Source organism: Pseudomonas sp. SDO524_S393 (assembly GCF_054071875.1).
The window spans coordinates 1-19382 of record NZ_JBSVVZ010000093.1 but is presented as its reverse complement, the minus strand read 5'-3'; the positions used below and the strand labels follow the sequence as shown (position 1 = coordinate 19382).

The window sequence follows — 19382 nt, the reverse complement described above, 5'->3', positions numbered from 1 at the left end:
TTTGATCGGCGTACACCGATCAATGTGGGAGCGGGCCTGCTCGCGAAGAGGCCGGAACCAGACGCTGAAAAATCAGCCCTTGAACACTTCATCCAGCAGGTCATGCATCGACTTGAACGCCCGCTTGGCGGTCTTCGCGTCATACATCATCTTGCCTGGCACGTTGGCGTGCGGGTCGGTGAAGGAATGTACCGCACCGCCGTAGCTCAGCAGTTGCCAGTCCACACCGGCCGCGTTCATTTCTTCTTCGAACGCCGGCAGTTGCTCCCGGGGTACCAACGGGTCCGAAGCGCCGTGCAGCACCAGCACGGAGCCCTTGATGTGCTTCGCGCCTGCCGGGTTCCGGGTGTCGATGGTGCCGTGGAACGACACCGCAGCCTTCAAGGGTGCGCCGGTACGCGCCAGTTCCAGCGAGCAGAAACCGCCAAAGCAGAAGCCGAAGGTCGCCAGCTTCGAGGTGTCCACCGCGGCTTCGGTCTGGCTTTGCAGTTGTTCGAGGGCTGCTTGCAGACGCTTGATCAGCACCGGGTTGTCATTCTTCAGCGGCATCATCGCAGCGCCAGCCTCATCGCCATTCGACGGGCGTACGCTTTGGCCGTACAGGTCGGCGATCAGCACCACGTAACCCTTGCTGGCCACGCTTTTGGCAATCTCTTCGGCCCCCGCACTCACGCCCATCCAGTTCGGCGCCATCAACAGGCCTGGCAACGGGCCCTGGTGGCTGGCATCGAACGCCAGGCGGCTTTCATAGGACTGGCCATCGATCTGATAGACCACGGAACGTACAGTGACTTGGCTCATCATTTACTCCAGTGAGAGGTCGGTTGAAACGGTGCGTTTAACCAGAACGCCGGTGTTATCCCTTGCATTCTTCGCGAGCGGGGCCGCGCCTACAAATGAAAAAACCCGCCGAAGCGGGTTTTTCTTACAACGGTGTCAGACCGACAGTTCCACCAACAGCTTGTTCAGGCGGCGCACATAGGCCGCCGGGTCTTTCAAGCTGTCGCCAGCAGCCAGGGCCGCCTGGTCGAAGAGGATGTGCGACAGGTCGCCAAAACGCTCTTCGCTCTGCTCGCCGTCGAGCTTCTCGATCAGCGGGTGCGCCGGGTTGAATTCGAAGATCGGCTTGGAGTCCGGGACCTTCTGGCCGCTGGCCTCGAGGATCTGACGCATCTGCAGGCCCAGGTCCTGCTCGCCAATGGCCAGGATCGCCGGCGAGTCGGTCAGGCGGTGGGACACCCGCACTTCGCTGACAGCATCGCCCAGGGCGGTCTTGATGCGCTCGACCAGGCCTTCTTTGGCCTTGGCGACTTCTTCGGCTTCCTTCTTCTCTTCGGCGGAGTCCAGGTTACCGAGGTCCAGATCACCACGGGCCACATCGACGAAGGACTTGCCGTCGAACTCGTTGAGGTAGCTCATCAGCCACTCATCGATACGGTCGGTCAGCAGCAGCACTTCGATGCCTTTCTTGCGGAAGACTTCCAGGTGCGGGCTGTTCTTGACCTGGGCGTAGGTTTCCCCGGTCAGGTAGTAGATCTTGTCCTGACCTTCCTTGGCACGCGCCAGGTATTCGGCCAGGGCGACAACCTGCTCGCCATCTTCGCCTTGAGTCGAAGCAAAGCGCAGCAGGCCGGCAATTTTTTCCTTGTTGGCGAAATCTTCGGCAGGCCCCTCTTTCATGACCTGACCGAAGTTTTTCCAGAAGCCCTTGTATTGCTCGGGCTCGTTCTTCGCCAGTTTTTCCAGCATGTCGAGTACACGCTTGGTCAGCGCCGACTTCATGGAGTCGATGATCGGATCTTTCTGCAGAATTTCCCGCGACACGTTCAGCGACAGGTCATTGGAGTCCACCACGCCCTTGATGAAACGCAGGTACAGCGGCAGGAAGGATTCCGCCTGGTCCATCACGAACACGCGCTGTACGTAGAGTTTCAGGCCTTTCGGCGCTTCACGCTGGTACAGGTCGAACGGTGCGCGGGCCGGTACGTAAAGCAGCGAGCTGTATTCCAGCTTGCCTTCGACTTTGTTGTGGCTCCAGCTCAGCGGGTTTTCGTAATCGTGACCGATGTGTTTGTAGAACTCCTGGTACTCCTCGTCCTTGATCTCGGTACGCGGACGGGTCCACAGCGCGCTGGCGCGGTTGACCACTTCCCATTCCTGGGCTGGCGCCTCTTCACCTTCGGCAGCCGCTTGTTCTTTCGGCAGCTCGATTGGCAAGGCAATGTGGTCGGAGTACTTCTTGACGATGTTGCGCAGACGCCAGCCATCGGCGAATTCATCTTCGCCAGACTTCAGGTGCAGCACGATGCGGGTGCCACGGTCAGCCTTGTCGATCGTGGCGATTTCAAACTCGCCCTCGCCTTTGGATGCCCAGTGCACGCCTTCGCTGGCAGCCAGGCCGGCACGGCGGCTGAACACTTCAACCTTGTCGGCAACGATGAAGGCCGAGTAGAAGCCCACGCCGAACTGGCCGATCAGATGGGAGTCTTTCTTCTGATCGCCGGAGAGGTTCTTCATGAAGTCGGCAGTGCCGGATTTGGCGATGGTACCCAGGTGGGTAATCGCGTCTTCGCGGCTCATGCCGATGCCGTTGTCTTCGAGGGTGACGGTCTTGGCGTCCTTGTCGAAGCTCACACGGATTTTCAGTTCGGCGCCGCCTTCCAGCCATTCAGGCTTGGACAGGGCTTCGAAACGTAATTTGTCGACGGCGTCAGAGGCGTTCGAGATCAATTCGCGAAGGAAGATTTCCTTGTTGGAATACAGCGAATGGATCATGAGGTGCAGCAGTTGCTTCACCTCGGTCTGGAAGCCCAGGGTTTCCTTTTGAGTTTCCACACTCATGGTCATCAAACTCCAATTGGATGGCAGTGGCCGCCCTTGAGGGTGGGCGGCGGGTTGTCATCAAAGTTGGGGGCTAAGACCGGGATTTCAAGGGCAGCTCGGTTCCTCGATCTTGAAATGCGCGCGAGCGGTGGCGATCGGCTCGGCCGCCGTGCTCTGCCAGGCGGTGATCGCCACATTGGCCACCCGTCGGCCCTGGCGCCACACCTGGCATTTGGCGTAGGTGTCACGAAACTGCCCGGCACGCAGGTAATCCAGGGAAAAATCGATAATCTTTGGCACCCCCGGTGCACCGGTGAATGCCAGCAGATGCAGGGCCGCAGACACCTCCATGAAGCCGGCGATCACGCCGCCGTGCAGGGCCGGCAATATGGGGTTACCAATATTGTCCTTGTTGGCCGGCATGCGGAAGAGCAACTCATCCCCCAGGCGTGTGCATTCGATGCCGATCAATTTGGCGTAGGGAATCAGGTCGAGCAGCGCCGCGTAGTCGCCCCGTACATGGGCCTGTTCCAGACGGGTCTTGAATCGATGGGTCATGGCTGCTGCTCTCCCTTGATCGCCTGACCGAGCCCCTGCGCCCCCTTGAGGCGCTTGCCCATGCGCATGAACGTGCCCACTACATGGGCAACCGGTTGTTGGGGATCATCCTGGTAGGCGAAACCACGGGTGAAAATCACGTCGGTGGTCACCCGGTAGCATTGCGCAAAACCGTAAACGGGCTTGTACGGCTCAGCGGGGTGCATGTAGTCGACGCGCAGATCGAGGGTCGGACACACCTCGAACTCCGGCAGCACGCACAGGGTGGCCATGCCGCAAGCGGTGTCCATCAGCGAAGTCAACGCGCCGCCGTGAATCACACCAGACCGGGGATCGCCGATCAGATGTGAGGCATAAGGCATGATCAATGTGATGCCCTCCTCGCTCGCCTGATGAGCGGTAATGCCCAATACCTGGCAATGGCGCAAGGCCGATACAAAGCGCGTCGCACGCTCTAACAGGGGATTTTCGGTCATTCGTTCCAGACTCTTATTAGTGTTGATCCGCAGAATGAGTGGGCCGGGTAAAAGTTCCTGTTAGTCAGCAATTTATATATCTAGAGAATAAAAGGAACTAATGCCGAACGGCCATGCTCGAAAGGCCAGTAGATATCTTCAATAAGGAGAAACACCCCATGCGCAAGACTTTAGCTATTTCCATGATGCTCGCCGCTGCCCTCGGTCTCGCTGCCTGCGACAAGAAATCCGAAGACAAAGCCCAGGACGCCGCCGCGCACTCCGAGCAAGCTCAGAAAGATATGGCGAAGGCTCAGGATAAAGTGAACGACGCCGCGAAAGAAAACGCCGATGCTGCCAAAGCTCAGGCTGAATCGAACGAAGCCGCCGCAAAAGAAGCAGCACCTGCTACCCCAGCCACCGGTTCCTGATACCGGCGCTTGAAACAGCGTTGTTGCACAAAAGAAAGGCCCGCTTATAGAGCGGGCCTTTCTTTGTCTGCTGTTTTTTATCCTTTTCTTATTGCCGCGAAATGGACTAAGCCGCCCGAATCATGAAAAACACTAGATGGAATTTAACGATTCAGCCCATAAAAAATGCCCCGTATCGAAGGATACGGGGCATTTGAATACAGCGATGAAACTGCCTTACGCGATAGCTTCGCTGCGCTTGCCCAGCAGACGATCAACCACCACCGCAACCGCCAGAGTCATCACCGAAGGCACCAGCCAGGCCAGGCCCTGCTCGCTCAGCGGCAGGTGCGCCAACTGCGCCGGCAACCAGTCAGCCAGGCCTGCGCCCTTGAGCGCGTCGACGCAGCCAAAGAGGAACGAAACCAGCATCACCGGGCCGACGATACGGCCCTGCTCGTGCCAGAAGTCTTTGCAGAAGCTCAGGGCCACCAGCACGATGCACGGCGGGTAGATTGCGGTAAGCACCGGGATCGAGAACGCAATCAGCTTGGTCAGGCCCAGGTTGGACACGAACAGCGAGAACAGCGCCAGGATCACCACCAGCGCCTTGTAGGACAGCGGCAGGATACGACTGAAATACTCGGCGCAGGCGCAAGTCAGGCCCACGGCAGTGACCAGGCACGCCAGGGAGATCAGCACAGCGAGGAAACCGCTGCCCAGGGAGCCGAAGGTATGTTGCACGTAGGCATGCAGCACTGCCGCGCCGTTGCTGGCACCGGCTGCCACCGCGTGGCTGCCGGAACCCAGGCGGAACAGGCTGATGTACACCAGGGCCAGGCCCACGCCGGCGATCAGTCCGGCAATGATGGCGTAGCGCGTGATCAGCTTCGGCGACTCGACGCCCCGTGAGCGAATCGCGTTGACGATGACGATGCCGAACACCAGGGCGCCCAGGGTATCCATGGTCAGGTAACCGTTGATAAAGCCTTGGGAAAACGGCGCAGCGACGTATTCCGGGGTGGCGACACCCACCTCACCGGCCGGCAGGGCAAACGCGGCAATCCCGAGGATGGCCAGCGCGATGATCTTCAGCGGGGCGAGGAAGCGACCCACGGTGTCCAGCAGTCGGCCTGGGTACAGGGACACAAAAAACACCACCAGGAAGTACACCGAACTGTAGAGGAACAGCGCCAGCGGGCTTTCGCCGGTCAGCGGCGCCAGGCCCACTTCAAAGGAGACGGTCGCAGTACGCGGGGTGGCGAACAGCGGCCCTACCGCCAGATACGCCGCCGCCGCGAGCAGGCCACCGGCGATCTTGCCGATCGGGCTGCTCAACGCGTCCATGCCGCCGCCGACCTTGGCCAGGGCGATCACCGTGACCACCGGCAAACCCACCGCGGTGATCAAGAAGCCCAGCGCCGCCATCCAGACATGAGGTCCGGACTGCAAACCGACGATGGGTGGAAAAATGATATTGCCGGCGCCCACGAACAGGGCAAAAGTCATAAAGCCCAACGCCAGGACATCCTGGCTTTTCAACACTTTCATTTGAGGAAATACCACACTACTGAATCGGAATTTAGAGGGGGATTCCCTATGGATGAGGGAAATACTGCCGGCCCTTATGGCGGCCGACCGGTCTAGCGCGCGGCTTCCTTTTGGGATGCGAACGCATAAAGAGGCGGCTAGAGTACAGAAACCGGCTGACAAACGCACTGTCGTGGGGCGAACTGTCCGATAAGCGACACTTTCATGTCGCGTTTTCATATCTAAATATTCAAATGCAGTCGAATGTGGGAGCGGGCTTGCTCGCGAATACGGTGGATCTGTCGGAATAGGGATGACTGGCAACAACTGCTTTCGCGAGCAAGCCCGCTCCCACCTTTTGATCTTCATCAGGCGCTGATTTTGCTCGATCCCGGAAAGCACAAAGGCCACCCGAAGGTGGCCTTTGCCTGGTGAAGCGTCAGCTAAGCGCGAGGCTTACTTGACAGCCCAACCGGTCAGCTCGGCCAGGGCCTTGCCGATGTCTGCCAGCGAACGCACGGTTTTAACGCCTGCGTCTTGCAGCGCAGCGAATTTCTCGTCTGCAGTGCCTTTGCCGCCAGAGATGATTGCGCCAGCATGGCCCATGCGCTTGCCAGCAGGGGCAGTCACACCAGCGATGTAGGAAACAACCGGCTTGGTCACGTTTGCCTTGATGTAGGCAGCCGCTTCTTCTTCAGCCGAACCGCCGATCTCACCGATCATCACGATCGCTTCGGTCTTCGGATCTTCCTGGAACAGTTTCAGGATATCGATGAAGTTCGAGCCCGGGATCGGGTCACCGCCGATGCCGACGCAAGTCGACTGACCGAAACCGGCGTCAGTAGTCTGCTTCACAGCTTCGTAGGTCAGGGTGCCGGAACGGGAAACGATACCGACTTTGCCTGGCAAGTGAATGTGACCTGGCATGATGCCGATCTTGCATTCGCCTGGAGTGATCACGCCTGGGCAGTTAGGGCCGATCAGGGTAACGCCCAGCTCGTCGCACTTAACTTTGGCGTCCAGCATGTCCAGGGTAGGAATGCCTTCGGTGATGCAGACGATCAGCTTGATGCCGCCGAATGCCGCTTCCAGGATGGAGTCCTTGCAGAAAGGAGCTGGAACGTAGATCACGCTGGCGGTGGCGCCAGTGGCAGCTACAGCGTCTTTCACGGTGTTGAACACTGGCAGGCCCAGGTGCTCGGTACCGCCTTTGCCCGGCGTTACACCACCGACCATTTTGGTGCCGTACTCGATGGCTTGCTGGGTGTGGAAGCTACCTTGCGAACCGGTAATACCCTGGCAGATAACTTTGGTGTCTTTATTGATCAGGACGCTCATTATTTGCCCTCCGCAGCTTTGACAACTTGTTGAGCAGCGTCGGTCAGGCTGGTAGCCGCGATGATGTTCAAACCGCTTTCTGCCAGTACTTTAGCGCCCAGTTCAGCGTTGTTGCCTTCAAGGCGAACAACAACCGGGATTTTAACGCCGACTTCTTTCACTGCACCGATGATGCCTTCGGCAATCATGTCGCAACGAACGATGCCGCCGAAGATGTTGACCAGTACTGCAGCGACGTTGGCGTCGGACAGGATGATCTTGAAGGCTTCGGTTACGCGTTCTTTGGTAGCACCACCGCCCACGTCGAGGAAGTTGGCTGGTTTGCCGCCATGCAGGTTGACGATGTCCATGGTACCCATGGCCAGGCCAGCACCGTTGACCATGCAGCCGATGTTACCTTCCAGGGCTACGTAGTTCAGTTCGAACTTGGCAGCGTGCGCTTCGCGCGGATCGTCTTGCGACGGATCGTGGAAAGTCTTCAGCTTCGGCTGACGGTACATGGCGTTGGCGTCGATGTTGATCTTGGCGTCCAGGCAGTGCAGATCGCCGTCAGCCTTGATCACCAGCGGGTTCACTTCCAGCAGGGCCAGATCGTGATCCTGGAACAGTTTGGCCAGACCTACGAAGATCTTGGCGAACTGGGCAACTTGCTTGCCTTCCAGACCCAGCTGGAACGCCAGCTCGCGACCCTGGAATGGCTGAGCGCCAACCAGTGGATCGATAGTGGCCTTCAGAATTTTTTCTGGGGTTTCGTGAGCGATTTTCTCGATGTCCACGCCACCTTCGGTGGAAGCCATGAACACGATGCGACGGCTCGAACGGTCAACGACAGCGCCCAGGTACAGCTCTTTAGCGATATCAGTGCACGATTCAACCAGGATCTTGGTGACTGGCTGGCCATTGGCATCAGTCTGGTAAGTCACCAGACGCTTGCCCAGCCACTGCTGTGCGAAGGCCTTGGCGTCTTCTTTGCTGCGAACCAGCTTAACGCCGCCCGCTTTACCGCGACCACCGGCGTGGACCTGGGCTTTGACAACCCACTCGCTGCCACCGATTTTGTCGCAAGCTTCTGCTGCTGCTTCCGGGGTGTCTACCGCGAAACCCTTGGATACTGGCAGGCCGTATTCAGCGAACAGCTGCTTACCCTGATACTCGTGAAGATTCATGCTTTTTACCGTCTTCGTTAGGTACTGCGCATTCGGCGCTGCGCTCATTATGAGTGCCGCGCCACCTGTGACTGCTGCTTGCACAACTTGCGGGGCTCAGCACCCCTGAAGCTGCGCAAGACTGCGTCCGGCGGACATTCCGCGGTGAGTCTTGCGCGCAAGGCTCACGACGGGCAGCCGCCGTGGTTTCTTATTATCTCGCTTAGCGCTTCTTGCGGTTGGCGATGTGGATGGCGCCGCCATTCACAGCCAACGCGGCTTCGTGCAACGCTTCGGACAGGGTCGGATGGGAGAAGACCATCATGCCCAGGTCCTCGGCACTGGTGCCGAATTCCATACCGATCGCGCCTTGCTGAACCAGCTCTGCAGCGCTTGGGCCGATCACGTGGACGCCCAATACGCGGTCAGTCTTGGCATCAGCGATGACTTTGACAAAACCACCGGTGTCGTTGGCTGCCATGGCACGGCCAGATGCAGCGAACGGGAAGGTGCCGACGTTAACTTCAACGCCTTCAGCTTTCAACTGCTGTTCGTTCTTGCCGACCCATGCAATTTCCGGGTGGGTGTAGATAACCGACGGGATCAGGTCGTAGTTCATCTGGGTCTTGTGGCCCTTGATGCGCTCGACAACCATGATGCCTTCTTCGGAAGCCTTGTGCGCCAGCATCATGCCGCGAACCACGTCGCCGATGGCGTATACGCCAGGCACGGTGGTCGCGCAGTGATCGTCGACGTGCACATAGCCGCGCTCGTCCAGGGTCACGCCGCTGTCAGCTGCCAGCAGGTCGGTAGTCACTGGACGGCGACCAACGGCTACGATCAGCTTGTCGAAAGTGATGGTTTTTTCGCCATCCTTGTCGGTGTAGTTCACAACGACTTCTTCGCAGTTGACTTTCGAGCCGGTCACGCGAGCGCCCAGCTTGATGTCCAGACCTTGTTTGGTCAGGGTTTTCAGCGCTTCTTTCGAAACAGCGGTGTCGGCAGCCAGCAGGAACGTGTCCAGGGCTTCCAGCACGGTCACTTCGGCACCCAGGCGGGACCAGACCGAACCCAGCTCCAGGCCGATCACGCCAGCGCCGATCACGCCCAGGCGCTTTGGCACAGCCTGGAATTCCAGGGCGCCGGTCGAATCAACGATCACGTTGTTGTCGACTGGGGCCGGTGGAATGTCGATCGGGCGCGAGCCTGGTGCCAGGATCACGTTTTCGGCTTCGATGACTTCTACCGAGCCGTCCGGCTTGGTGATTTCAACTTTCTTGCCGGCCAGCAGCTTGCCGTGGCCTTGCAGGGAAGTGACACCGTTGGCCTTGAACAAGGTCGCAACGCCGGAAGTCAGGCCTTTGACGATGTTGGCTTTACGGCCAACCATTGCCGGCACGTCCATGGACACGCCAGCGTGGCTGATGCCGTGGATCGCGAAACCGTCCTGGGCTTCGTGGAATTTCCAGGAGCTGTCCAGCAGCGCCTTGGAAGGAATGCAACCGACGTTCAGGCAAGTACCGCCCAGCGCCAGTTTGCCTTCCTTGTCGGTGTATTTTTCGATGCAAGCAGTCGAGAGGCCCAGTTGTGCGGCCTTGATGGCGGCAACATAACCGCCAGGACCTGCACCAATCACTACGACGTCAAATTTCTGTGTCATGAAAATAGATCCTCTATTTGCGACAAGCTTTTAGCCGCAAGCTGCAAGCCAAGCTGCTTTTTCTTACAGCTTGTAGCTCGCAACTTGCAGCTGCTTCAATCAGATATCCAGCAGCAGACGAGCCGGGTCTTCCAGCAGGTTCTTGATGGTCACCAGGAAAGTCACGGCTTCTTTACCATCGATCAGGCGGTGATCGTAAGACAGCGCCAGGTACATCATCGGGCGGATCACGACCTGGCCGTTGATGGCCATTGGACGCTGGATGATGTTGTGCATGCCCAGGATCGCAGCTTGCGGCGGGTTGACGATCGGGGTCGACATCATCGAACCGAAGGTACCACCGTTGGTGATGGTGAAGGTACCGCCGGTCATCTCGTCGATGGTCAGCTTGCCGTCGCGGGCTTTCTTGCCGAAGTTGGCGATGCCACCTTCGATTTCAGCCAGGCTCATGTGCTCGGCGTTACGCAGAACCGGTACAACCAGGCCACGGTCGCTGGACACGGCAACGCCGATATCTGCGTAGCCATGGTAAACGATGTCGTTGCCGTCGATCGAAGCGTTGACTGCCGGGAAGCGCTTCAGCGCTTCGGTAGCCGCTTTCACGAAGAACGACATGAAGCCCAGGCGCACGCCGTTATGGGACTTCTCGAACAGATCCTTGTACTTCGAACGCAGGGCCATGACTTCGGTCATGTCGACTTCGTTGAACGTGGTCAGCATCGCCATGTTCGACTGGGCTTCAACCAGACGCTTGGCCACGGTGGCCCGTACGCGGGTCATCGGCACACGCTTCTCGGTACGGTCGCCAGCGGCGAACACAGGCGCAGCGGCAGCCGGAGCAGCAGCCTTGGCAGGCGCAGCAGCCGGAGCGGCTTTCTTGGCAGCGACAGCGGCCACGACGTCTTCCTTGGTCACACGACCGCCCTTGCCGGTGCCGGCAACGGAGGCGATGTTGATGCCATTCTCTTCAGCCAGCTTGCGGGCAGCCGGTGCAGCGACAGGGTCGTCTTCGCCAGCGTCGGCAGCAGCAGCGGCAGGCGCGGCCGCCGGTGCAGCGGCGGCGGCAGGAGCGGCAGCAGCGGAACCGCCCTCTTCGATCGAGCCCAGTACCTGGTTCGACAGAACGGTGTCACCTTCATTGGCAACGATTGCACCCAGCACGCCATCCGCTTCAGCCAACACTTCCAGAACGACTTTGTCGGTCTCGATGTCGACGATCAGGTCGTCACGCTTTACAGCGTCGCCTGGTTTCTTGTGCCAGGTGGCAACGGTGCCATCGGCAACCGATTCCGGGAATGACGGGGCTTTGATTTCGATAGCCATTATCTGTGGTCCTTAAAATTCGGTTTCAGTCAGCGCGAAGGCGTTAAACAGTGAAAGCATCTTGCAGCAGTTTTTCCTGCTGCTCGGCGTGCATCGACGCATAACCGCAAGCCGGTGCGGCAGAAGCCTCACGGCCGGCATATTCCAGGTTCAGCGCCTTGTTATGGTTGCCGATGCTGCGACGCAGGTGATGCTGGCTGCTGTACCACGCGCCCTGGTTCATCGGTTCTTCCTGGCACCACACCACATTGGTGAGGTTGGTGTAAGGCGCGATGGCCTCCATCAGGTCGTCTTCCGGGAACGGATACAGCTGCTCGATACGCACGATGGCGATGTCTTCGCGGCCTTCGGCACGGCGTTTTTCCAGCAGGTCGTAGTAGACCTTGCCGCTGCACAGGATCAGGCGCGTCACTTTGGCCGCGTCCAGCGCATCGATTTCCGGAATAACGGTCTGGAACGAACCATCCGCCAGATCTTCCAGGGTCGAGATGGCCAATTTATGACGCAGCAACGACTTCGGTGTCAGCACTACCAGCGGCTTGCGCAGCGGGCGAATCACCTGACGACGCAGCAAGTGGTAGATCTGGGCCGGGGTCGTCGGCACGCACACCTGAATGTTGTGCTCGGCGCACAGTTGCAGGTAACGCTCCAGACGGGCCGAGGAGTGCTCAGGGCCCTGACCTTCATAACCGTGCGGCAGCAGCATGGTCAGACCGCACAGGCGGCCCCACTTGTGCTCGCCGCTGGTGATGAACTGGTCGATCACCACCTGGGCACCGTTGGCGAAGTCGCCGAACTGGGCTTCCCAGATCACCAGCGCGTTCGGCGTGGTGGTGGAGTAGCCGTATTCGAACGCCAGTACGGCCTCTTCGGACAGGAACGAGTCGTACAGGTCGAAACGTGGCTGGCCTTCGTACAGGTGCTTCAGCGGAACGTAGGTGCTGGCATCTTTCTGGTTGTGCAGAACCGCGTGACGGTGCGAGAACGTACCACGGCCGATGTCCTGGCCGGTCATGCGGATCGGGTGACCTTCGAACGCCAGGGTCGCGTACGCCATGGTTTCGGCGTAACCCCAGTTGATCGGCAGGCCGCCGGCTTGCATCTTCTGACGGTCTTCGTAGATCTTCGAAACCTGGCGCTGCACCACGAAGCCTTCCGGAATTTCCAGCAGCTTGGCAGACAGTTCCTGCAGGGTTTTCAGATCGAAACGTGTGTCGTGACGCGCGGTCCAGGTGTGGCCCAGGTACGGACGCCAGTCAACGAACAACTCTTTGTTCGGCTCCTTGACCAGGCTTTTCACCACATGCAGACCGTTGTCCAGCGCGTTGCGGTATTCATCGACCTTCGCCTGAACACGCGCATCGTCCACCACGCCGGCCTTGGTCAGGCTTTCGGCGTAAAGCTCACGGGTGGTGCGCTGTTTGGTGATCTGCTGGTACATCAACGGCTGGGTGCCGCTTGGCTCGTCCGCTTCGTTGTGACCGCGACGACGGTAGCAGACCAGGTCGATCACCACGTCACGCTTGAACTGCATGCGGTAGTCGACGGCCAGTTGGGTCACGAACAGCACGGCTTCCGGGTCATCGCCATTCACATGGAGAATCGGCGCCTGGATCATCTTGGCAACGTCAGTGGCGTACTCGGTGGAACGCGCGTCCAACGGGTTGCTGATGGTGAAGCCCACCTGGTTGTTGATGACGATGTGAACGGTACCGCCGGTCTTGAAGCCGCGGGTCTGCGACATCTGGAAGGTTTCCAGCACCACGCCTTGACCGGCGAATGCCGCGTCACCGTGGATGGAAATCGGCAGAACCTTCTCACCGGTTGCGTCGTTGCGACGGTCCTGACGAGCACGTACCGAACCCTCGACCACCGGAGAAACGATTTCCAGGTGGGACGGGTTGAAGGCCATGGCCAGGTGAACTTCACCGCCAGTAGTCATGACGTTGGACGAGAAACCCTGGTGGTATTTAACGTCACCGGAACCCAGCTCGACCTTTTTCTTGCCTTCGAACTCGTCGAACAGCTCGCGCGGGTTCTTGCCGAACGTGTTGACCAACACGTTCAAGCGACCACGGTGAGCCATGCCGATCACGATTTCCTTGGTGCCGTAGGAGCCGGAACGCTGGATCAGCTCATCGAGCATCGGAATCAGGCTTTCGCCGCCTTCCAGACCGAAACGCTTGGTGCCCGGGTATTTGGTACCCAGGTATTTTTCCAGGCCTTCCGCTGCGGTTACGCGCTCAAGCAGATGGCTGCGTACATCGGCGGACAGCACCGGACGGCCGCGCACGCCTTCCAGACGGTGCTGGAACCATTGGCGCTGCTCGGAATCGGTGATGTGCGTGAATTCAGCGCCGATGGTGCGGCAATATGTCTGCTGCAACGCTTCGTGAATTTCGCGTAGGCTCGCTTCCTCTTTGCCGATGAACAGGTCGCCGGCACGGAAGGTCGTATCAAGATCGGCATTGGTCAAGCCGTAATGATTGATCGACAGGTCAGCCGGTGCAGGACGCTGCCAGAGCCCCAGCGGGTCAAGCTGGGCCGCCTGGTGGCCACGCATCCGGAAGGCCTGGATCAGTCGCAGTACTTCAACTTGCTTCTTCTCGTGCTCACTGCTCACGCTGCCGGCGGAAACCGGCTGGGCGCGGCGCTGGTTCTTTGCCAGCAGCACGAACTGATCGCGAATTGTTGCATGCGATACATCGGTGGCAGCGTTGCCGTCTGAAGACAACGTCTGAAATTTGGTGCGCCATTCTTCTGGCACAGCGTTAGGGTCGTGCAGGTAGAGCTCATAAAGCTCTTCCACATAGGCTGCGTTACCACCTGAAAGATAGCCGCTTTCCCACATGCGCTGCATCACGCTTTCTTGCATGCTTGGTCACCCTCGATTTGGGGACACCACCGGCGATAACACCGAGTCTGCTTGCAAAAGGCCGAGTGCAGCGACCAAAACAAGCCACTTAGGATCACGCTGATAGTTCGGGTACCAACCCGAATGCCCCTGCTTGTCTCATTTCTTCAAAATAAGAGCCGCGCTTTGTAAATCGCTGCTCAAGTTAAAACTACGGCGCCGGTTGAAGCCTGCGCCGCAGCATTTACGGGCACAACGGTCCTGCTTTACTACAACGTCGGTTACACGCCGCTCTGCAGCAGCATGTTACGGATGTGACCAATGGCCTTAGTCGGGTTCAGGCCTTTGGGACATACGTTGACGCAGTTCATGATGCCGCGGCAGCGGAATACGCTGAACGGATCATCCAGCGAAGCCAGACGCTCGGACGTCTTGGTGTCACGGCTGTCTGCCAGGAAGCGGTACGCTTGCAGCAGGGCAGCTGGACCCAGGAACTTGTCCGGGTTCCACCAGAAGGACGGGCACGAGGTCGAGCAGCAAGCGCACAGGATGCACTCGTACAGACCGTCGAGCTTGTCGCGCTCTTCCGGGGACTGCAGACGCTCGATGGCCGGAGCCGGCGTGTCGTTCTGCAGGAACGGCTTAACTTTCTCGTATTGCTTGTAGAAGATGCTCATATCAACGACCAGGTCACGGATAACCGGCAAACCTGGCAGCGGACGAACCACGAGCTTGTTCCCTTTCACCACGGCGGACAGCGGCGTGATGCACGCCAGGCCATTCTTGCCGTTGATGTTCATGCCGTCGGAGCCACAAACACCTTCACGGCAGGAGCGACGATAGGAGAAACCTTCGTCCTGCTCTTTGATCAGGGCCAGCACGTCCAGCACCATCAGGTCTTTACCACCGGTATCGACCTGGAATTCCTGCATGAACGGCGCGGCGTCCTGATCAGGGTTGTAACGATAAACACTGACTTTCAACATGGCAGCCACCCTTAGTAAGTCCGAATCTTCGGTTCAAACGTCGGAACCGTCTTCGGCGAGAAGTTCACGGCACGCTTGGCAACGCGCTTGTCACCCGGGAAGTACAGGGTGTGGCACAGCCAGTTTTCGTCGTCGCGGTCTTCAAAGTCTTCACGAGCGTGAGCGCCGCGGGATTCTTTACGAACCTCGGCAGCGATCGCAGTCGCTTCAGCCACTTCCAGCAGGTTTTGCAGTTCCAGCGCTTCGATACGCGCGGTGTTGAACGCCTGGCTCTTGTCGTTGATCTTGACGTTGGCGATACGCGTACGCAGATCCGCCAGTTGGGCGATACCCTTCTGCATGTATTCGCCTGTACGGAATACACCGAAGTAGTTCTGCATGCAGCTTTGCAGCTCGCGACGCAGGGTGGCTACGTCCTCGCCATCGGTGCGCTCGTTCAGCGCATTCAGGCGTGCCATGGCCGCATTGATGTTGGCTTCGGTGGCGTCATCGTATTCGATGCCGTCAGTCAGCGCCTTTTCCAGGTGCAGGCCGGCAGCACGGCCGAATACCACGAGGTCGAGCAGCGAGTTGCCGCCCAGACGGTTGGCACCGTGAACCGATACGCACGCCACTTCGCCTACGGCGAACAGGCCCGGGATGATGGCGTCTTTGCCTTCGCCGTCCTGGGTGATCGCTTGACCGTGGATGTTGGTGGCAACGCCGCCCATCATATAGTGGCAAGTTGGAACAACCGGAACCGGAGCAACCACAGGGTCAACGTGGGCAAAAGTCTTGGACAGCTCGCAAATGCCAGGCAGGCGGCTGTGCAGTACTTCTTCACCCAGGTGATCAAGCTTGAGCATCACGTGGTCGCCATTCGGACCGCAACCGTTGCCGGCGATGATTTCCTTGACCATCGAGCGAGCAACCACGTCACGACCGGCCAGGTCTTTGGCGTTCGGCGCATAACGTTCCATGAAACGCTCGCCGTGCTTGTTGATCAGGTAACCACCTTCACCACGGCAACCCTCGGTCACCAGTACACCGGCGCCGGCGATGCCGGTCGGGTGGAACTGCCACATTTCGATGTCCTGCACCGGAACGCCAGCACGCAAGGCCATGCCAACGCCGTCACCGGTGTTGATCAGGGCGTTGGTGGTCGACGCGTAGATACGGCCAGCACCGCCGGTCGCCAGCACGGTGGCTTTCGAACGGATGTAGGTGGTTTCGCCGGTTTCGATGCAGATGGCGATCACGCCAACGAATGCACCGTCGCCGTTCTTCACCAGGTCAACCGCGTAGTACTCGTTCAGGAACGTGGTACCGGCTTTCAGGTTGCCTTGATAAAGGGTGTGCAGCAGGGCGTGACCGGTACGGTCGGACGCCGCGCAGGTACGGGCAGCCTGGCCACCCTTACCGTAATCCTTGGACTGACCGCCGAACGGACGCTGGTAGATACGACCCTGTTCGGTACGGGAGAACGGCAGACCCATGTGGTCCAGCTCGAACACCGCGGCCGGGCCTTCCTGACACATGTATTCGATAGCGTCCTGGTCGCCGATGTAGTCGGAACCCTTGACGGTATCGTACATGTGCCAGCGCCAGTCATCGTTCGGGTCGGCGGACGCGATCGCGCAGGTGATGCCACCCTGGGCCGACACGGTGTGGGAACGCGTCGGGAACACCTTGGTGATCACGGCAGTCTTGTGACCGCCCTGGGCCAGTTGCAGCGCAGCGCGCATGCCGGCACCGCCGCCACCAATGATGATGGCGTCGAAGGAAATAGTTGGAATGTTAGCCATGAATCAGATACCCCAAAGAATCTGCACACCCCAGACGAAGTAAGCGAACATCGCGACGCCGCAGACTGCCTGGAAGAGGAAACGTACTGCGGTCGCGGACTTGCCCAGCGCCATCGGCGTCAGGTAGTCGGTCGCGATGGTCCACATGCCGACCCAGGCGTGAGCGCCCAGGGCTACAAGGGCCAGCAGACTGAAGATTCGCATCGCATTATGGGAAAACAGGCCATGCCATTGCTCATAGCTGATGCCTGGGTTTGCGACGAGGTATCCGATCAGGAAAATGAAATAAGCCGCGAGCACGACCGCAGACACACGCTGTGCCATCCAGTCATAGAGGCCCGAACGCGAAAGGTTCGTAACGCTGGTTACCATATCCAAACTCCTGCCAGAACGATCAGCACCACGGAAATGGCGATGATGATTTTCGAGCCACGGCGGCCGCCTTCCAGCGTCTCACCGATGCCCGCATCCATAATCAAATGGCGCACGCCGGCTACCAGGTGATAGAGCAGAGCGGACAGGAGGCCCCATGCTACGAACTTGGCCAGCGGGCTGGTCAAGCATGCCTTCACCTCGGCATAACCTTCCGCCGAACCCAGGGATTTGCTCAATGCATAAAGCATGATGCCCAGGCCGAGGAACAGGATGATGCCGGAAACACGGTGCAGGAACGACGTAACGCCGGTGATGGGGAGTTTGATGGTCCTTAGGTCTAGGTTTACAGGTCGTTGGCTATTCACGGCTTTTTTTCACACTGAAGAGCCCCTAACAATCAGGGCAAAGTTGTTGGGGAGTGCACTGGTCAGGTAAGCACCACCCAGGGAGTGCGACCCCCAATGAAAGCAAGCCCAAAAGCCCTTGGCGGTCGGTGGCCGAGTATAGACAGTTAGGTTACTAATGACAACGCGCGCTCCTCACCCTAATAGCGGATTGCGCTGGCGGGATAAAAGGCGTAAATGGCAGTCAATTTCGAGGAAAAAGTACGGTTAAAGCCTTCTGGCGCAAGACTTTAGGCAAATTGACATCTGGATTTATATCAATATAGTGGTGCGGGCCCTGCGTGGGGGGTCTGTCTGATGATTTGAAGCATAAATAGGAGGCCACATGGCTGACAAAAAAGCGCAGTTGATCATCGAGGGCGCAGCCCCCGTCGAGCTGCCCATTTTAACCGGCACCGTTGGTCCCGATGTTATCGACGTACGGGGCCTGACGGCCACGGGCCGTTTCACATTCGACCCAGGCTTCATGTCGACCGCCTCTTGCGAGTCGAAGATCACCTATATCGATGGCGATAATGGCATTTTGCTGCATCGCGGCTACCCGATCGAGCAACTGGCCGAGAAATCGGACTACCTGGAAACCTGCTACCTGCTGCTGAATGGCGAATTGCCAACCGCCGAGCAGAAAGCCAAGTTTGTCAGCAACGTGAAGAACCACACCATGGTTCACGAGCAGTTGAAGACTTTCTTCAACGGCTTCCGTCGCGACGCCCACCCGATGGCCGTCATGTGCGGCGTGGTCGGCGCCCTGTCGGCCTTCTATCACGACTCCCTCGACATCAATAACCCGCAGCACCGCGAAATCTCCGCGGTCCGCCTGGTTGCCAAGATGCCGACCCTGGCCGCAATGGTTTACAAGTACTCCATGGGCCAACCCATGATGTACCCGCGCAACGACCTGTCGTACGCGGAAAACTTCCTGCACATGATGTTCAACACCCCGTGCGAGATCAAACCGATCAGCCCGGTGCTGGCCAAGGCAATGGACCGGATCTTCATCCTCCACGCCGACCACGAACAGAACGCCTCCACCTCCACCGTGCGCCTGGCGGGCTCTTCGGGTGCCAACCCGTTCGCCTGTATCGCCGCCGGTATCGCCGCACTGTGGGGCCCAGCCCACGGCGGTGCGAACGAAGCCGTATTGACCATGCTCGATGAAATCGGCGATGTCTCGAACATCGACAAGTTCATCGCCAAGGCCAAGGACAAGAACGATCCGTTCAAGCTGATGGGCTTCGGTCACCGCGTCTACAAGAACCGCGACCCACGCGCCACCGTCATGAAGCAGACCTGCGACGAAGTGTTGAAGGAACTGGGCATCAAGAACGACCCGCAACTCGAACTGGCCATGCGCCTGGAAGAGATCGCCCTGACCGACCCGTACTTCATCGAGCGCTCGCTGTACCCGAACGTCGACTTCTACTCGGGGATCATCCTCAAGGCGATCGGCATTCCAACCAGCATGTTCACCGTGATCTTCGCCCTGGCGCGGACCGTGGGCTGGATCTCCCACTGGAAAGAAATGCTCTCCAGCCCGTACAAGATCGGCCGCCCGCGCCAGCTGTACACCGGCTACGAGTCGCGTGACATCACCAAGCTGGAAGATCGCAAGTAAGCACTTGGCTACTTGGTTGCATTGAAAACGGCCTCCCTTAGCGGAGGCCGTTTTTGTTTGTGCACTTGTAGTGAGCGGGCTTGCCCCGCGCTGGGTGGCGAAGCCGCCCCAACAATGCTGCC

16 protein-coding genes are annotated in these 19382 nt (G+C 58.9%); 2 read left to right on the top strand and 14 right to left on the bottom strand.

Annotated features, from left to right (window positions below; all coding sequences use genetic code 11):
* Positions 1–72: 72 nt before the first annotated feature.
* The 4 genes from ACW9IB_RS27190 to ACW9IB_RS27175 all read right to left on the bottom strand — a co-directional run bounded on the left by ACW9IB_RS27190 (position 73) and on the right by ACW9IB_RS27175 (position 3857).
* Positions 73–801: a dienelactone hydrolase family protein gene (locus ACW9IB_RS27190; RefSeq protein ID WP_457366778.1), complete on the bottom strand. Its 729-nt coding sequence runs from the start codon at positions 799–801 to the stop codon at positions 73–75.
* Between the two features lie 135 nt (positions 802–936).
* Positions 937–2841: a molecular chaperone HtpG gene (gene htpG, locus ACW9IB_RS27185; protein WP_457366777.1), complete on the bottom strand. Its 1905-nt coding sequence runs from the start codon at positions 2839–2841 to the stop codon at positions 937–939.
* 87 nt (positions 2842–2928) lie between these two features.
* On the bottom strand, positions 2929–3381 hold the full coding sequence (locus tag ACW9IB_RS27180) for a PaaI family thioesterase (protein WP_457366776.1): 453 nt from the start codon (positions 3379–3381) through the stop codon (positions 2929–2931).
* On the bottom strand, positions 3378–3857 hold the full coding sequence (locus ACW9IB_RS27175; RefSeq protein ID WP_457416309.1) for a PaaI family thioesterase: 480 nt from the start codon (positions 3855–3857) through the stop codon (positions 3378–3380). Before ACW9IB_RS27175 ends, ACW9IB_RS27180 begins: the two co-directional genes overlap by 4 nt.
* A gap of 158 nt (positions 3858–4015) precedes the next feature.
* Between ACW9IB_RS27175 and ACW9IB_RS27170 the strand changes: the two genes are divergently transcribed.
* On the top strand, positions 4016–4267 hold the full coding sequence (locus tag ACW9IB_RS27170; RefSeq protein WP_010211724.1) for a hypothetical protein: 252 nt from the start codon (positions 4016–4018) through the stop codon (positions 4265–4267).
* Between the two features lie 216 nt (positions 4268–4483).
* Here the strand turns inward: ACW9IB_RS27170 and brnQ are convergent, their stop codons facing one another.
* The 10 genes from brnQ to sdhC all read right to left on the bottom strand — a co-directional run bounded on the left by brnQ (position 4484) and on the right by sdhC (position 17606).
* The gene (gene brnQ / locus ACW9IB_RS27165) at positions 4484–5797 is read right to left on the bottom strand and encodes a branched-chain amino acid transport system II carrier protein (protein WP_457366774.1); all 1314 of its coding nucleotides are present in this window, start codon (positions 5795–5797) and stop codon (positions 4484–4486) included.
* Positions 5798–6232: 435 nt separating this feature from the next.
* Positions 6233–7114, bottom strand: coding sequence for a succinate--CoA ligase subunit alpha (sucD, locus tag ACW9IB_RS27160; RefSeq protein ID WP_457366773.1), 882 nt, complete (start codon positions 7112–7114; stop codon positions 6233–6235).
* The gene (gene sucC / locus ACW9IB_RS27155) at positions 7114–8280 is read right to left on the bottom strand and encodes an ADP-forming succinate--CoA ligase subunit beta (protein ID WP_457366822.1); all 1167 of its coding nucleotides are present in this window, start codon (positions 8278–8280) and stop codon (positions 7114–7116) included. Before sucC ends, sucD begins: the two co-directional genes overlap by 1 nt.
* Before the next feature lie 202 nt (positions 8281–8482).
* On the bottom strand, positions 8483–9919 hold the full coding sequence (gene lpdA / locus ACW9IB_RS27150) for a dihydrolipoyl dehydrogenase (protein ID WP_457416306.1): 1437 nt from the start codon (positions 9917–9919) through the stop codon (positions 8483–8485).
* Positions 9920–10018: 99 nt separating this feature from the next.
* Positions 10019–11242, bottom strand: coding sequence for a 2-oxoglutarate dehydrogenase complex dihydrolipoyllysine-residue succinyltransferase (odhB, locus tag ACW9IB_RS27145; RefSeq protein WP_457366771.1), 1224 nt, complete (start codon positions 11240–11242; stop codon positions 10019–10021).
* A gap of 43 nt (positions 11243–11285) precedes the next feature.
* Complete coding sequence (locus tag ACW9IB_RS27140) at positions 11286–14117, bottom strand: 2-oxoglutarate dehydrogenase E1 component (RefSeq protein ID WP_457366770.1); 2832 nt, start codon at positions 14115–14117, stop codon at positions 11286–11288.
* A gap of 260 nt (positions 14118–14377) precedes the next feature.
* Entirely contained in the window at positions 14378–15082 is a 705-nt protein-coding gene (locus ACW9IB_RS27135) for a succinate dehydrogenase iron-sulfur subunit (RefSeq protein WP_457366769.1), read from the bottom strand.
* Between the two features lie 11 nt (positions 15083–15093).
* The gene (sdhA, locus tag ACW9IB_RS27130) at positions 15094–16866 is read right to left on the bottom strand and encodes a succinate dehydrogenase flavoprotein subunit (RefSeq protein ID WP_457366768.1); all 1773 of its coding nucleotides are present in this window, start codon (positions 16864–16866) and stop codon (positions 15094–15096) included.
* Positions 16867–16869: 3 nt separating this feature from the next.
* Complete coding sequence (gene sdhD / locus ACW9IB_RS27125; protein ID WP_016974690.1) at positions 16870–17238, bottom strand: succinate dehydrogenase, hydrophobic membrane anchor protein; 369 nt, start codon at positions 17236–17238, stop codon at positions 16870–16872.
* Positions 17232–17606: a succinate dehydrogenase, cytochrome b556 subunit gene (sdhC, locus tag ACW9IB_RS27120; protein WP_457366767.1), complete on the bottom strand. Its 375-nt coding sequence runs from the start codon at positions 17604–17606 to the stop codon at positions 17232–17234. The genes sdhD and sdhC overlap by 7 nt, the downstream gene beginning before the upstream one ends.
* A 364-nt stretch (positions 17607–17970) precedes the next feature.
* Between sdhC and gltA the strand changes: the two genes are divergently transcribed.
* On the top strand, positions 17971–19260 hold the full coding sequence (gltA, locus tag ACW9IB_RS27115) for a citrate synthase (RefSeq protein WP_457366766.1): 1290 nt from the start codon (positions 17971–17973) through the stop codon (positions 19258–19260).
* Positions 19261–19382: the final 122 nt, after the last annotated feature.

Coding starts and splice junctions, on each gene's coding strand:
- ACW9IB_RS27140 (WP_457366770.1), bottom strand. CDS start 14,117: ATGCAAGAAAGCGTGATGCAGCGCATGTGGGAAAGCGGCTATCTTTCA.
- lpdA (WP_457416306.1), bottom strand. CDS start 9,919: ATGACACAGAAATTTGACGTCGTAGTGATTGGTGCAGGTCCTGGCGGT.
- sucD (WP_457366773.1), bottom strand. CDS start 7,114: ATGAGCGTCCTGATCAATAAAGACACCAAAGTTATCTGCCAGGGTATT.
- odhB (WP_457366771.1), bottom strand. CDS start 11,242: ATGGCTATCGAAATCAAAGCCCCGTCATTCCCGGAATCGGTTGCCGAT.
- sdhA (WP_457366768.1), bottom strand. CDS start 16,866: ATGGCTAACATTCCAACTATTTCCTTCGACGCCATCATCATTGGTGGC.
- sucC (WP_457366822.1), bottom strand. CDS start 8,280: ATGAATCTTCACGAGTATCAGGGTAAGCAGCTGTTCGCTGAATACGGC.
- ACW9IB_RS27180 (WP_457366776.1), bottom strand. CDS start 3,381: ATGACCCATCGATTCAAGACCCGTCTGGAACAGGCCCATGTACGGGGC.
- ACW9IB_RS27135 (WP_457366769.1), bottom strand. CDS start 15,082: ATGTTGAAAGTCAGTGTTTATCGTTACAACCCTGATCAGGACGCCGCG.
- brnQ (WP_457366774.1), bottom strand. CDS start 5,797: ATGAAAGTGTTGAAAAGCCAGGATGTCCTGGCGTTGGGCTTTATGACT.
- ACW9IB_RS27170 (WP_010211724.1), top strand. CDS start 4,016: ATGCGCAAGACTTTAGCTATTTCCATGATGCTCGCCGCTGCCCTCGGT.
- ACW9IB_RS27190 (WP_457366778.1), bottom strand. CDS start 801: ATGAGCCAAGTCACTGTACGTTCCGTGGTCTATCAGATCGATGGCCAG.
- gltA (WP_457366766.1), top strand. CDS start 17,971: ATGGCTGACAAAAAAGCGCAGTTGATCATCGAGGGCGCAGCCCCCGTC.
- htpG (WP_457366777.1), bottom strand. CDS start 2,841: ATGAGTGTGGAAACTCAAAAGGAAACCCTGGGCTTCCAGACCGAGGTG.
- ACW9IB_RS27175 (WP_457416309.1), bottom strand. CDS start 3,857: ATGACCGAAAATCCCCTGTTAGAGCGTGCGACGCGCTTTGTATCGGCC.
- sdhD (WP_016974690.1), bottom strand. CDS start 17,238: ATGGTAACCAGCGTTACGAACCTTTCGCGTTCGGGCCTCTATGACTGG.